13 protein-coding genes and 1 pseudogene are annotated in these 13,108 nt (G+C 60.6%); 4 read left to right on the top strand and 10 right to left on the bottom strand.

Features of this window, described 5'->3' with window-relative positions:
* On the top strand, positions 1-1,617 hold a 1,617-nt coding region (locus JNM42_RS06245; RefSeq protein WP_294267755.1), incomplete at its 5' end, for a bifunctional aminoglycoside phosphotransferase/ATP-binding protein.
* A gap of 98 nt (positions 1,618-1,715) precedes the next feature.
* Here the strand turns inward: JNM42_RS06245 and JNM42_RS06240 are convergent.
* The 4 genes from JNM42_RS06240 to JNM42_RS06225 are packed head-to-tail and all read right to left on the bottom strand — an operon-like array spanning position 1,716 to position 5,515.
* Entirely contained in the window at positions 1,716-2,789 is a 1,074-nt protein-coding gene (locus JNM42_RS06240) for a spermidine/putrescine ABC transporter substrate-binding protein (RefSeq protein WP_294267753.1), read from the bottom strand.
* Positions 2,786-3,571, bottom strand: coding sequence for an ABC transporter permease subunit (locus JNM42_RS06235; RefSeq protein ID WP_294267751.1), 786 nt, complete (start codon positions 3,569-3,571; stop codon positions 2,786-2,788). The genes JNM42_RS06240 and JNM42_RS06235 overlap by 4 nt, the downstream gene beginning before the upstream one ends.
* The gene (locus JNM42_RS06230; RefSeq protein ID WP_294267749.1) at positions 3,571-4,437 is read right to left on the bottom strand and encodes an ABC transporter permease; all 867 of its coding nucleotides are present in this window, start codon (positions 4,435-4,437) and stop codon (positions 3,571-3,573) included. Before JNM42_RS06230 ends, JNM42_RS06235 begins: the two co-directional genes overlap by 1 nt.
* Positions 4,430-5,515, bottom strand: a complete 1,086-nt coding sequence (locus JNM42_RS06225; protein WP_294267747.1) for an ABC transporter ATP-binding protein — start codon at positions 5,513-5,515, stop codon at positions 4,430-4,432. Before JNM42_RS06225 ends, JNM42_RS06230 begins: the two co-directional genes overlap by 8 nt.
* A 156-nt stretch (positions 5,516-5,671) precedes the next feature.
* Between JNM42_RS06225 and JNM42_RS06220 the strand changes: the two genes are divergently transcribed.
* A complete protein-coding gene (locus JNM42_RS06220) occupies positions 5,672-6,247 on the top strand; it encodes a DOMON-like domain-containing protein (protein WP_294267745.1) in 576 nt (191 codons plus the stop codon).
* Between the two features lie 10 nt (positions 6,248-6,257).
* Positions 6,258-7,469 carry a DUF1343 domain-containing protein gene (locus JNM42_RS06215; protein WP_294267743.1) on the top strand — a complete coding sequence of 404 codons (1,212 nt, stop codon included), beginning with the start codon at positions 6,258-6,260 and terminating at the stop codon, positions 7,467-7,469.
* A 191-nt stretch (positions 7,470-7,660) separates the two neighbouring features.
* On the opposite strand, the gene JNM42_RS06210 is transcribed toward JNM42_RS06215, so the two are convergent.
* The 6 genes from JNM42_RS06210 to JNM42_RS06185 all read right to left on the bottom strand — a co-directional run bounded on the left by JNM42_RS06210 (position 7,661) and on the right by JNM42_RS06185 (position 12,861).
* Positions 7,661-8,305, bottom strand: a complete 645-nt coding sequence (locus tag JNM42_RS06210) for an FxDxF family PEP-CTERM protein (protein WP_294267742.1) — start codon at positions 8,303-8,305, stop codon at positions 7,661-7,663.
* 642 nt (positions 8,306-8,947) lie between these two features.
* The gene (locus JNM42_RS06205; RefSeq protein ID WP_294267739.1) at positions 8,948-10,129 is read right to left on the bottom strand and encodes an acetyl-CoA C-acyltransferase family protein; all 1,182 of its coding nucleotides are present in this window, start codon (positions 10,127-10,129) and stop codon (positions 8,948-8,950) included.
* A 29-nt stretch (positions 10,130-10,158) separates the two neighbouring features.
* Complete coding sequence (locus JNM42_RS06200) at positions 10,159-11,097, bottom strand: CobD/CbiB family protein (protein ID WP_294267737.1); 939 nt, start codon at positions 11,095-11,097, stop codon at positions 10,159-10,161.
* 152 nt (positions 11,098-11,249) lie between these two features.
* Positions 11,250-11,930 carry a CoA pyrophosphatase gene (locus JNM42_RS06195; RefSeq protein ID WP_294267736.1) on the bottom strand — a complete coding sequence of 227 codons (681 nt, stop codon included), beginning with the start codon at positions 11,928-11,930 and terminating at the stop codon, positions 11,250-11,252.
* A complete protein-coding gene (locus JNM42_RS06190; protein WP_294267734.1) occupies positions 11,905-12,168 on the bottom strand; it encodes a hypothetical protein in 264 nt (87 codons plus the stop codon). Before JNM42_RS06190 ends, JNM42_RS06195 begins: the two co-directional genes overlap by 26 nt.
* Before the next feature lie 9 nt (positions 12,169-12,177).
* Positions 12,178-12,861 (bottom strand): TIGR02281 family clan AA aspartic protease, encoded by a 684-nt coding sequence (locus JNM42_RS06185; protein ID WP_294267732.1) that lies wholly within the window; start codon positions 12,859-12,861, stop codon positions 12,178-12,180.
* Between JNM42_RS06185 and JNM42_RS06180 the strand changes: the two are divergent.
* Positions 12,860-13,108 (top strand): annotated as a pseudogene (locus JNM42_RS06180) (type 1 glutamine amidotransferase); the annotation flags it as partial. The gene JNM42_RS06185 and the pseudogene JNM42_RS06180 sit on opposite strands and share 2 nt — an antisense overlap.

Genomic DNA, 13,108 nt, shown 5'->3' with positions numbered 1-13,108 from the left:
GGTGGCCCTGCGCTCGATGCCCCGGCCGATTCCCAGGCCGATTCCCAGCTCGACCTGGTGCACGCGCTGCAAGACCCTGCGCGCTACCCGCATCCGGTTGAGGAGGTGACGCTGCTGGAGACGCACATTTCCTATGTGCTGCTGACCGGCCTCTTTGCCTACAAGATCAAGAAAGCGGTCAATCTCGGCTTTCTTGACTTCACCCGCCTTGAGCAACGTCGCTACTACTGCGCCGAGGAGTTTCGCCTCAACTGCCGTCTGGTTCCCGAACTGTATCTTTCCGTCATACCGATTTTCGGCACAGCGGACGCGCCCCGGCTGGGCAACGGTACCGAGCCGGTCGAGGACATTCAAGGCATCGAATTTGCCGTAAAGATGCTCGAATTCCCTCAATCGGCCTTGCTTGACCAACGTCTGGCGCAGGGCGAATTGCGGACAGAGGAAATTGACGCGCTGACCGGGCAGATCGCCGAATTCCATGCGCAAGTGGCGCGCGCCGGCGCGGGGAGCGAGTACGGCGCACCGGCGGCGGTATGGGCGCTGGTGGCGCAGAATTTCAGCCAACTCCCCGCCGGAATGGACGACGGCGGCGACAGGGCGGTGCTGAATGAACTGGATACCTGGAGTCGCAACGAATTTGCGCGACTGGAGGGCTTTCTTGAATCCCGCCGGTGCGCCGGTTTTGTCCGCGAATGTCACGGCGACCTGCATCTGGGCAACATAGCCCTGGTGCACGGAACCCCGAAGATCTTCGACTGCATCGAGTTCAATGCCAGGCTGCGCTGGATCGACGTGATCAGCGAAGTTGCCTTCCTGAGCATGGATCTCGAAGAAAGGGGGCGGCCCGACTTTGCGCACCGCTTTCTCAACCGCTACCTGGAAGCCACCGGCGATTACGCAGGCTTGCAATGCCTGCCTTTCTTCCGCGTCTATCGCGCCCTGGTGCGTGCCAAGGTGGCGGGAATCCGCTCTGCTCAGGAAGAGCCGCCCGCCGCGCAGAGGGAGGCGGAAATCCGCTCGCAATACCTGGCCTTCGCCCGCCGTGCGAGCCGGCCACGCAGGAAGCAGTTGCTGCTCATGCACGGCGTTTCGGGATCGGGGAAAACCTGGGTTTCCGAGGCCGTGCTGGAACACATCGGCGCCCTGCGCCTGCGCTCGGACATCGAGCGCAAGCGACTGTGCGGCTTGCCCGCATTGACGCACAGCGCAACGGCGCCAGACAGCGGCCTTTATGATGCGGCAACGACGCGAGCCACCTATCTGCGGCTGGAACAGCTCGCGCGGACCATTCTGGACGCCGGCTTCCCGCTCGTCGTCGATGCGGCCAGCCTCAAGCACTGGCAGCGGGAAATCTTCCGCAACCTGGCCAGGACACTGCACGTCCCTTACCGGATTCTCTCCTGCCGCGCAACCGAACCCACCCTGCGACAACGGCTACTGGCCAGGAAGCAGGCCGGCACCGATGCCTCGGACGCCGGCCTGGCGATCCTGGCGTATCAACTCCAGAACAGCGAGCCTCTGTCCCTAGCCGAAGAGGACGAAGCGATCGTGTTCGACAGCGAAATAGAATCGCTGGAGAGCTTCTTGTGTCGGGTTGAAGCGCAGGTCAACCGTTGAATGGATAGCGGAGGAAGGTACTGGATTCCGGCTTTCGCCGGAATGACGGGTTGGGAGGTGTTAATCAATTCACCGCCTCTGAACTGGCGCAGGCAAGACTAACGCACTTTAATTTCGGTCCACATGCGCGACAGGGTACGCCGCGTCTTCGGGTCGAAATCGCGCAGCATTTCCAGCCGTTTCATTTCTGTGGCCGTCGGGAATATGGCCGGGTTGCCGGCAATCTCTCCCCTGATATACGGGGTTGCCGCCGCATTCGGGTTGCCGGCACCGATCAGGTTGGAGATGTCGGCGGCGTTGGCGCCATCGAGCATGAAATCGATGAAGCAATGCGCCAGATCGGGACGCCGCCCTGACTTGTGCACAACGAAATTGTCGACGGCCAGTACCGCACCTTCCTTCGGGGTCGTAAAGCCAATGGTGAAGGGTCGTCTGGCTTCCAGCGCGTCCTGCTGAGCGCGAAACATGTCGCTTGAGTAACCGTGGGCGACCCACAGGTTGCCAATCGCCAGATCCTTGATATAGGTGCTGTTCGAGAAGGTCGCCCAGTAGGGCTTGGCGCGCAGGATCAGACGTTTGGCTTCATCCCACTGCGCCGGATCGCGCGTCTGCACCGAATAGCCAAGGTAGCGCATGGCGGCGGCCATCAGCTCGCGCTGGCTATTGAGTACGGTCACTTTTCCCTTGAGTTTTTCCAGGTACTTCGGCTCGAAGATCAGCGCCCAGGTGTCGGTCGGCAGGCCGAGTTCGGCGAGCCGGGTAGCGTTGTAACCGATCAGCGTCACCGTGCTGGCATAGGGTACCGAATAGTGATTGCCGGGGTCATACCAGGTGTCGAGAAATTCCCGCCTGATGTTCGTCAGGTGCGGCAGCTTCGTCTTGTCGAGCGGGCGTAGCGCCTGGCGGCGGATAAGCGATTCAACGGCGTTGCCGGTCGGCACGATCAGGTCGTAGCCGGTGGCGCCGGCTTCCAGTTTGGCCAGCATCTCCTCGTTGTCCGAGTAGTAATCCTGCTTCAGCCGGACCTTGCAGGCTGCCTCGAAGCGCTGCACCGTCTCTTCGGAAATGTAGTTGTTCCAGTTGTAAAGGTAGAGCACGTCTTCAGCGCGGGCTTCAGAAACGGGCAGAGCAAGCAGGAAAAAAGCAAGGGCAAGCACTTTTTCCATCTTCATCCCCTCCCCTTCAAGGTATCCGGTGCCAGCCGCGAGGCCAGGGCGATCAGCGTCAGGGTCAGCGCCATGAGCAGCGTCGACACGGCGTTGACCTCCGGGCTGACGGCCACCTTGATCATCGAATAGATCTGCAGCGGTAATGTGGTGACGCCGACGCCGGCAACGAAGAAGGTGATCACGAAGTCGTCGATGGAGAGCGTGAAACTCATCAGGAAACCGGCCAGGATGCCGGGCAGGATGAGCGGGAAGGTGACGTGACGGAAGGTGCGCCAGGGGCTGGCCCCGAGATCGCGCGCGGCTTCGAAAATACTCTCGTCCATGCCGGCCAGGCGGGCCCGCACAATGATGGCAACGAAGCCTAGCGAGAAGGTGATGTGCGCCACAAGGATCGAGAACAGACCGAGCGTGAGGTCGAGCACCTGCCTGAAAAAAAGCAGCAGCGAAACACCGAGCAGGATCTCGGGCATGGCCACCGGCGTCAGCACAAGGAAGGGCAGGAAGCGTGTCAGCCCATGCGGCCAGCGCTGCATCGCGATGCCGGCCATGGTGCCGAGAACGGTAGCGACGCTGCTCGCGACGAGCGCGATGAACAGCGAGTTGGCGGCGGCGCGCAGCATCTCATCGTTGTCGATCAGTTTGCTGTACCAGCGGGTGGTGAAGCCCACCCACTGCGCGTTGAGCAGCGAATCGTTGAAGGAAAAAAGGACGACCACGGCCAGCGGTACGTAGAGGAAGGCGTAAACCGCCAGTGATGCCGCCCATAGCCAGACGTTGCGGCGCATTACGCCAGCCTTCGCCGGGTACGCCCGGCCCACGCCGAGAAACCCGCCAGTAACAGCACCGCCAAGGTGAGCAACAGAGACAGCGTCGAGCCAAGCGGCCAGTCGCGGTTGTCGAGAAACTGTTCCTTGATCAGATTGCCGATCAGGATGTCGCCGGTGCCGCCGAGCAGTTCGGGAATGGCGAACATGCCGAGCACCGGGATGAAAACGAGCGCCGTACCCGACCAGATTCCGGGCAGCGAAAGCGGGAAGGTAACGCGCCAGAAGCGCGTCCACGCCCCGGCGCCGAGATCCTGCGCGGCTTCGAGCAGCGCCGGGTCGTGCTTCTCCAGGTTGGTATAGAGCGGCAGGATCATGAACGGCAGATGGACGTAGACCATCCCGGCGATCACCGCAAAGGGCGTGTACAGCAGGTTGGCCGGACCGAGCAGGATGATCCAGGCGTAGATGCGGATCAGGAAATTGCTGGCAAAGGGCAGGATGACGAGGAGCACCAGCAGGTCGCGGTGGCGTTTCGGGCTGTGCGCAATGGTCAGCGCCAGCGGATAGGCAAGGATCAGGCAGATCAGCGTCGTTGCGGCGGCGACGAGGAAGGAGCGCAGGAATATCTCGGCATAAATCAGGTCGCTGAAAAAGAAGCGGTAGGTTTCCAGGCTCAGGTTGGCCTGACCGTCGATAAAGAGCGGCGCCAGTCCGCCGAACTCGCCCGGGTACTGGAACGAAGCGACGAGCATGATCAGTGCCGGCGCCAGGAAGAAAACGAGCAGGAACAGCGTCGGCGGCAGACTGACCAGCCATTGGGTGACACGGGAGTCGCGCCCGCTTTCGTGCGGCCTGGTCGCGGAGTCTGTCGAAAAATCAGTCACGAAGATACACTCCCGAATCGTGGCGCCAGCCGACGCCGAGCGTATCGCCGATCTCGAAGAATTTCGCACGGCCCGGCGCCGAATTGGCGAGCAATGCCTCCAGCAGCACGCCGTTGTCCAACTCGACCTTGTAGACGGTGACGTCGCCGAGATAGAGGTAATCGCGTACCTTGCCGTGATAGTGGTTGTGCAATTCCTGCGCCTCGTGGCGTGCGCTGACCCGCACCTGCTCGGGGCGCAACGCGAACATGCCGCGCTCGCCAGCCTTCACGCCAGCCAGCGCCGGTGCGATGATCTCGCCGAGGCCTGCAACGGCCAGACGCAAATGGCCGTGCGTCGCTTCGCACACCTCGACCGGAAGCAGATTGATGGTACCGATGAAGTCGGCGACAAAACGGTTTTTCGGGTAGCCGTAGATCTGCTCGGGACGATCGACCTGCTCGATGCGCCCCTCGTTCATCACAGCGATGCGGTGCGACAATGCCAGCGCTTCCTGTTGCGAATGGGTGACGAAGACAAAGGTGATGCCGACTTCGCGCTGCAGCGCGATCAGCTCGCCCTCCATCTGCTCGCGCAGTTTGGCGTCGAGCGCGCCCAGCGGTTCGTCGAGGAGCAGCAGACGCGGCTTGTTGATCAGCCCGCGCGCCAGCGCCACGCGCTGCTTCTGGCCACCCGAGAGTTCGTGCGGAAAATGCTGCGCCTTGTCGCTGAGGTGAACGAGTTCCAGCGTCTCTTTCAGCCGCCGGCGGATCTCGTCTTCGTCCTTGCCCGCCATGCGCAGCGGGAAGGCGATGTTCTGCGCCACGCTCATGTGCGGAAACAGCGCGTAGCTCTGGAATACGGTGTGCACCGGGCGCTTCTCCGGCGGGATGCCGGCAAGCGGCCGGCCCTCAAGGAACAGCGCGCCCTGATCGGGTTCATCGAATCCGGCGATCATGCGCAGCAGGGTCGTCTTGCCGCAGCCCGAGGGCCCGAGCAGAGTAAAGAACTCGCCCGCTTCGATCGACAAGGAGACGTCATCGACGGCCTTCAGGTTGCCGAAGCGGCGCGTGACGTTGCGAATTTCGAGAATCGCCATGACCTTTGAACCGTGAGAAAACCAGACAGGAACATTAACATTAAAAATCAAGCCACCCAAGCAGGCTGCCAGAACCTGACAGCTTGCCAACGACAGCGATGCGCCGACGCCCGTTTATCTTTCTGTCGCCAGTCAAGAACGGCTAGAATTCGCTGCATGCCGTCCGATGTCTACCCGCTGACCCTGCTCTGCCATCCCGCAACACCGGCCCCGGTAGTGCGGGCGATCGAGGCCGGCGCATCGATGCGCGCCGACGGTGGCCTGAGCCTGGCCTTCCGGGTGTGGGGCGACATGGCCCGCCTGCTGATTCCGATGACGGGTGCAAGCGAGCGGACCGACCTGCTGTGGGAGCACACCTGCTTTGAAGCCTTTGTCGCCGGCGCTGGCGATTCGGCCTACCGCGAGTACAATTTCTCGCCCTGCGGGCAGTGGGCTGCCTATGCTTTTTCGGACTATCGGCAGCGCGACGATTCGCTGGTGCTGATTGATGCGCCGCAGATCGTTTCGCGTCTCCATGCCGGTCGCTTTGAAATCGAAGCCCTGCTCGCTCCGGGAGCACTGCCGGCCTGTGCTGGCGGACTGAAAATCGGGCTGGCAGCCGTTATCGAGGCCGCCGACGTGGTCGATGGCAGCCACAGTTACTGGGCGCTGCGCCACCCTGCCCTGCGCCCTGACTTCCACCACCGCGAGGCCTTCACGCTGGAACTGGGCGGCCCGCGCAACTCCGATTGAGAGCCCCACGATGCCCGCCATAAAATTCGGACTCGAGCGTCTGCTCGCCGAAGCCGAGCTGCGCCGGCCGCTGGCCGGCAGGCGCGTTGCCCTGCTCGCCCACCCGGCTTCGGTGACGGCCGATCTGACGCATGCCCTCGATGCGCTGGCCGCGCTCCCCGATCTGCGCCTGAGTGCGGCTTTCGGCCCGCAGCATGGCCTGCGCGGCGACAAGCAGGACAACATGGTCGAGTCGCCCGACTTTCTCGATCCGCGGCACGGCATCCCGGTATTCAGCCTGTACGGCGAAGTACGTCGCCCGACGCCGGCGATGATGGACACTTTTGACGTGCTGCTGATCGACCTGCAGGATCTCGGCTGCCGCATCTACACCTTCATTACCACGCTACGCTATCTGCTCGAAGCGGCTGCCGAACACGGCAAGACGGTGTGGATACTCGAGCGTCCAAACCCCGTCGGCCGGCCGCTGGAAGGGCTGCGGTTGCGTCCGGGCTGGGAGAGTTTTGTCGGCGCCGGCGCGCTGCCGATGCGCCACGGCCTGACCATGGGCGAGTTGGCACACTGGTTCATCGCCACCCTGAATCTCGATGTCGACTGCGAAGTCATCCGCATGCACGGCTGGTGCCCCGAAGCCGCGCCCGGCCATGGCTGGCCGCTCGGCGAACGTTCGTGGATCAATCCCAGCCCGAATGCGCCCAATCTCTCGATGGCGCGCTGCTACGCCGGCACCGTGATGCTCGAAGGAACGACGCTCTCCGAAGGGCGAGGCACGACCCGCCCGCTTGAGCTGTTCGGCGCGCCGGACATCGACGCCCGCGCCCTGATCGGCGAAATGTTCGCCCTCGCCCCGGCGTGGCTTGCCGGCTGTCGTCTGCGCGAGTGCTGGTTCGAGCCGACCTTCCACAAACACGCCGGACACCTGTGCAACGGGGTGCAGATTCATGTTGACGACGCCCGCTACCGGCACCACGCCTTCCGCCCGTGGCGCGTGCAATGCCTGGCCTTCAAGGCCCTGCGCCGCTTGCAGCCGGACTATGCGCTGTGGCGCGACTTCGCCTACGAATACGAGAATGAGCGGCTAGCCATCGACCTGATCAACGGCAGCCCGCTGCTGCGCGAGTGGGTCGACGAGCCGGCCGCGACGCCGGCCGACCTCGACGCATTGACGCTGGCCGACGAGGCCGCCTGGGAGGCCGAGCGCGCGGATTTCCTGCTTTACTGAGGCAGTCGAAGTCTCCGGGTTCAGTGATTGACGCGAGGTCAACGTGGTGCGGCGGACAAAGTATTGGCGATAGACAATGCGGGATTAGACGATGATGGGCTTCGGCAAGCGACCCAGAGCGGCACTTGCTCTACGAAAAAACAAACCCCGCCGAAGCGGGGTCGAATAGTCATTTAAAGGAAACTGAAGCGCTATTGCTTCCTACGCCGTGCCATAAAGCCTAGCAGACCGAGGCCGGCCAGGAGCATTGCGTAACTCTCGGGTTCGGGCACCGGGGCCGTGAAGGACTCGACTCGCAGTCCCATGCCGTTGGTCGCGTAATTACCCTCCACTCGAAAGTCGATGTAGTTCCGACCCGTCACGAACTGAGATGTCAGAGTGACAAGGTTGTTGCCGATGCTGTAGCCGGTAGCCGTCCCGACCCCTTGGAACGCATTGCCGTTGACGGAGAACACAGGGATCGTCCCTACCGCGCCAGGAATGTCGTCAGCACCCCAGTAAAACTTGAGCTGTGCATTCGATGCATCGTACCCCGTAAGGTCGAAGTATTGGCGGAACGTGAACCACTGATACTGTGGTCCCCAGTTTCCCGCATAGTTGGTATCGCTGATCCAAGTCTCACTGCCGTGTGACCAGATATAAGCTTGTTGGAAGTTGGCAGTGTTGAAGCTGCCGTACCCCGTCGAAACCAACCAGTCTAGATCCCGTCCACCGTCGATATGCGTGCCGGTCGAATAGAAGGTCGGCGCTGCAATGGCAGGCAAGGAACTCAGAACACAGGCCGCGACTGCTGCGCACCCCAACAAAGCTTTGCAATTCTTCGGAAAAGTTGACATTTGAATTTTCTCCCTTTGACATCGTTAGCGATGCACTCGTCGTCAATCTCAACAACAGTACAGCCGGCATGAAAGTTGTTCACATTCTCGATGTTTCTTCAGAGTATTTCCGTGAGACTACAAGCCACACCGTTTGCTTGATGCGAGCACCCCGGCCGGATAACGATGAGCCGGTCCGACCGGCAAGTTTACTGTAGCAAAAATCGCGCCGAGAAGAAAAATCAATGACTTGGCAGAACCTTGGCTCTGTCTTCGAGAAGCTGTGTAAAGTTTTCCAACAGATGTGGGGCAGATTTACTTCGGTATTGGTAGCCGGAGCTCTTTGAAATTGCCCCGTTCTTCGGAATCTCGCGCGAGCGACTGGTTTCTGCCAACCAACTTCGTCCAGCGAATGTCTCTTCAGGGCAGACAGGTGCCTCTGGTCTAAAAAATATGAGTGCCCGTTGACAGTCTTGACCTGCCTGTCAGCGTCAGCGGTCGGATGACTCCTGATGGCCGACTGTCGACGGTCAGAACAGTCTCCAGTTTAAAGCGCAATGAATACTGCAGCACACAAATCCACTACGAAATCCAGACAGCCGAAAAAAAAACCGACGGTGGCGCGAACGCCCCGTCGGTTTTTGCACTACTCGTAAGGTTCGATCAGAGACGTTCGAAAATAACGGCGATACCCTGTCCGCCACCGATACACATGGTGGCCAGAGCGTACTTGCCGTTGACGCGCTGAAGCTCGTACAAGGCCTTGGTGGCAATGAAAGCGCCGGAGCAGCCGATCGGGTGACCCAAGGCGATGGCACCACCGTTCACGTTGGTCTTGGCCGGATCGAGATCCAGCCCTCTGGCGACAGCAATCGCCTGGGCAGCGAAGGCTTCGTTGGCTTCGATGACGTCGATCTTGTCGAGCGTCAGACCGGCCTTCTTGAGTGCCAGCTTGGTCGCCGAGATCGGACCTTCGCCCATGATCTCGTTCGGTATGCCGGTGATGGCGTATGAAACGATACGGGCAATCGGCTTCTGGCCGGCCTTGGCTGCCACGTCGGCTGCCGCCAGCACAAAGAAGGCCGCGCCGTCGTTGATGCCGGATGCATTACCGGCGGTAACCGTGCCGTCTTTTTTGAAAGCCGGCTTCATTTTGGCCAGCGCTTCGAGCGTCGTCTTGGGTTTGACGTGCTCGTCGGTATCGAAGACCACATCGCCCTTGCGCGTCTCCTGAACAACGGGGACGATCTGCGACTTGAAACGCCCCTCGGCAATCGCTCGCCCGGCACGCTGCTGCGATTCGACGGCGAACGCGTCCTGTTCTTCGCGGGTGATACCCCACTTGGCCGCGACGTTTTCCGCCGTGATGCCCATGTGACCGACACCGAACGGATCGTTCAGGGTGGCAACCATCGAATCGACGGCCTTGGCGTCACCCATACGGGCACCGCTGCGCATCGCCGGCAGCATGTAGGTGCCACGCGACATGACTTCGACGCCGCCGCCGATCCCGTAGTCACTGTCACTGAGCATGATGTTCTGTGCCGAAGTCACAATGGCCTGCAGACCGGAAGAACACAGGCGACTGACCTGCATGGCGATCGAGTCCATCGGCAAACCGGCCTGGATGGAGGCGACGCGGGAGACGTAGCCAAAGCGGGAATCGGTCGGAATAACGGTACCTACCGTCACATAATTGATTTCCTTTGGATCTACGCCGGAACGGGCAATCGATTCCTTCATGACGATACCGGCCAACTCGCATGGCTCGATCCAGGCCAATGAACCGCCGAAGGTACCGATCGCCGAACGGACTGCGCTTAAAACGACAACATCTCTGCTCATGTTAACAATCTCCTAAGTGTATTTATCGATTACGAACCCACCAGACTGGCAAAACCCAACAACAGCAACAGCAACAACCAGAGCAACAGGGCACGCCAGACCAAACCCACTGCACTCTGCATGAAATCAACGTCCGCTTCATTACCGGTACCCATCTCGGCGCGATCGGCAATTTCGCCGGCCTCGACTACCGGCATGCCCAGACGCACACCCAGAGCCCCTGCCCCGCTGGCCAGAACAATGCCGATGCCGCTTCCCAACTGGGTATCCGGCCATTTTTCGGCCTGCGTTCGCCAGCAGTAAACCGCATCCTCGAAATCGCCGACTATGGCAAAACCGGTAGCGGTAACCCGCAAGGGCAACCAGTCTATAACAGCAAAGGCCTGTTGTGAAAACTTTCCGAAGCCGCCGGCGTCGGCATCGCTGCGTTTTCCCCAGACTTCGGCAAAAAAAGCGGCTGCGCGATAGAGGACAGCACCACACGGCCCCGGCAGCAGGACATAACAGACGAGTACGCCAAAGACATGACGATGCGATGCACTGAGCGCTTCCTCAATCGCCAGCCGGGCGATATCCGAAGACGAAAGACCATCGGTCGGACGCCCCCGCCATGCCGCCAGCAGCTTGCGCGCCTGGGGTACATCGTCCATGCGCAGGGCCAGTTGAATATCCGTGTAATAGTGACTGAACTGCCGGAAACCCATGGTCAGATAAAGAATCAGGATACTCCACAGCCAGGCCAGCAGCGGGTTGAGAAAATGCAGTGCGACATGAACGCTGCCGGCGAAGAGTACGAGCCCGCCGACGGCAATCAGCCAGGCGATCAGGCCATGACTGCGCTCACCGGCGTTGAACAGGCCTTCAAGAAACCGGGCCAACCGGGAAAGTGGTTCATGAACAACCCGGCGGTAAGGCAAGGGCCAGATCTGCTCGATCAGCAGAACGGCAACCAGAGAAAAAAGACTCATGCGGAATTTTTGATGGCATGGCACAGAGTGATCTGCGCCCGCCTGCTTTCTGAAAAAAGCAAGATACCATATTTCATGGGCACTTGCCGCAGCGAAGACGCACCCGCTGCATCAAGGAGAAATGGGGTGCATGGCGGTTTATAAGGTCTGGGTCATTCAAGGACCCGATGTGCCTGGAACTCACCGGGTTCAGGAGCCAGTGCACGGGAAAGCGTCACGATAATCCCGGCGGTGGCACCCCAGATGAAGTATTCCCCGTAAGGCATGGCGAAATAGTGGCGCAACTTGCCGCGATGGTGCATTGAATGCCGCTGATGGTTGGCAGAGTCCATCAAAAAGGCAAACGGCACTTCGAAAATTTCCGCCACTTCAAAGGGATCGGGGCGCAATTCGAATGGTGGCGTCACGATCGCAACCACCGGTGTCACGCAATAGCCGGTGCCGGTGCGGTATTCGGGCAAATAGCCGACGATCTCGACATGCTCGGATGACAGACCGATTTCTTCCTCTGCTTCGCGCAGGGCGGTGTGTGCTGACGAAGCATCCTCAGGTTCGACGCGCCCGCCGGGGAAACTGATCTGTCCAGGATGATCCTTCAAATGCGCTGTACGCTGGGTGAGCAGCACCGAAGGCCCGCTCTCGCGCAGGACAATCGGAAAGAGCACCGAAGCCGGTATCAATTCATCGTCCCCGACCCCATCCTCAAGCACAAACTTGGTCCGCGAAGGAGCCGGGTACAGTACCGCACGCAAGCGGTCAAGATCAAGCACCTCCGGATTCTTGGCGTCCGCTGTCAGTACAAAGTCGTCATTTTTCGTTTCCAGCTTCCTCATCCTCTATTTCGGCACGCACGGCATTGAGTGCATCCTGCAGTGTTTCTTCAGACAGCGCATTGATCGACGTCGCCACCTGGTCGGCAGACTCTACGGCACCGACTGGCAGGCGCTTGCTGTCCAGACTGGCGATCAGAGCAGCGCTCGCTCCGACAACCCGCAACAGGGTCTGCCGCTCGCCCATCAACATTTCGAGTTCGCGGCGCAACATGATGATTTCCTGTTCGCGATGGGGCATGCAATTCTCCTAGTAGCGTTTCTTCAGCGTCATGGTCTCGCCATTTTGCTGGATTTCCATACGGTTCAAAAAACTCATGCCGAGCAAGGCAATCGGCAAATCGTGTTGATGTACTGTGGCATCTACGTTGTTCAGGACAATCTCACCAACGCGCACGGCATTGAGCTTGACCAGGGTCACCTGCGTCACCCCGTTGGCCGTCTGCGTGTACCCGACCTGCCCCTTGCTGGCATCAATGCCTATCCTGCGCGCGTCGGCGGCTCCCAATGAAATCATCGACGCCCCGGTATCCACCAGAAAACGGATGCTCGTCCCGTTGATATTTCCGGTGGTCACAAAATGCCCTCGGCCATCGGCGGTCAGCACGGCTGTCGCCGGGCCGCTTCCTGACGACTGCGATGCAACGTTCTGCCCAACTCGCAAAACCCGCTTCTTGCCATCGATGTCAAGGGTCGCTGTTTCCCCATCGATGGAAAGCACAGTTACCCCTTCGTCAGTCTTGACGCCGATCAAAACAATGCGTGGCGGGCCACCGTTGATGGTCAGCAGGGCCTTGCCCGGAAACAGGCCCGCCAGACCGACATCCGCCGCATGCGCGGACGGCGCGCTCAGCCATAGGCAGAGCAGTACGCTGCGCGTAAAATTCACAACGCGCAGAAATCCGGCACCGCCAAACAGAAACCTTCCGCCCATGAAACCCATCGCCATTTTTCGCCACAACAAAACCGAGGGACCGGGCTATTTTGCCACATTCCTCGATCTGCGCTCGATTCCATGGCAACTGATCGCCATCGACCGGGGTGAGACCGTTCCTGCCCATGCCGGCGAGTTCTCCGGCCTGTGCCTGATGGGAGGGCCGATGAGCGTCAACGACCCGCTGCCGTGGATCGAACCCTTGTGCGCGCTGATTCGCGATGCCGACGCCGGGGGGATTCCGGTC

The sequence above is a fragment of the Propionivibrio sp. genome (assembly GCF_016790145.1).
Classification (GTDB): domain Bacteria; phylum Pseudomonadota; class Gammaproteobacteria; order Burkholderiales; family Rhodocyclaceae; genus Propionivibrio.
The sequence above is the reverse complement of the archived record's forward strand: the minus strand, read 5'-3'. Positions and strand labels throughout refer to the sequence as shown.

Excerpts from the sequence above, each read along its gene's own strand:
- JNM42_RS06240 (WP_294267753.1), bottom strand. The coding sequence starts at position 2,789 with ATGAAGATGGAAAAAGTGCTTGCCCTTGCTTTTTTCCTGCTTGCTCTG.
- JNM42_RS06235 (WP_294267751.1), bottom strand. The coding sequence starts at position 3,571 with ATGCGCCGCAACGTCTGGCTATGGGCGGCATCACTGGCGGTTTACGCC.
- JNM42_RS06225 (WP_294267747.1), bottom strand. The coding sequence starts at position 5,515 with ATGGCGATTCTCGAAATTCGCAACGTCACGCGCCGCTTCGGCAACCTG.
- JNM42_RS06220 (WP_294267745.1), top strand. The coding sequence starts at position 5,672 with ATGCCGTCCGATGTCTACCCGCTGACCCTGCTCTGCCATCCCGCAACA.
- JNM42_RS06215 (WP_294267743.1), top strand. The coding sequence starts at position 6,258 with ATGCCCGCCATAAAATTCGGACTCGAGCGTCTGCTCGCCGAAGCCGAG.
- JNM42_RS06210 (WP_294267742.1), bottom strand. The coding sequence starts at position 8,305 with ATGTCAACTTTTCCGAAGAATTGCAAAGCTTTGTTGGGGTGCGCAGCA.
- JNM42_RS06205 (WP_294267739.1), bottom strand. The coding sequence starts at position 10,129 with ATGAGCAGAGATGTTGTCGTTTTAAGCGCAGTCCGTTCGGCGATCGGT.
- JNM42_RS06200 (WP_294267737.1), bottom strand. The coding sequence starts at position 11,097 with ATGAGTCTTTTTTCTCTGGTTGCCGTTCTGCTGATCGAGCAGATCTGG.
- JNM42_RS06195 (WP_294267736.1), bottom strand. The coding sequence starts at position 11,930 with ATGAGGAAGCTGGAAACGAAAAATGACGACTTTGTACTGACAGCGGAC.
- JNM42_RS06190 (WP_294267734.1), bottom strand. The coding sequence starts at position 12,168 with ATGCCCCATCGCGAACAGGAAATCATCATGTTGCGCCGCGAACTCGAA.
- JNM42_RS06185 (WP_294267732.1), bottom strand. The coding sequence starts at position 12,861 with ATGGGCGGAAGGTTTCTGTTTGGCGGTGCCGGATTTCTGCGCGTTGTG.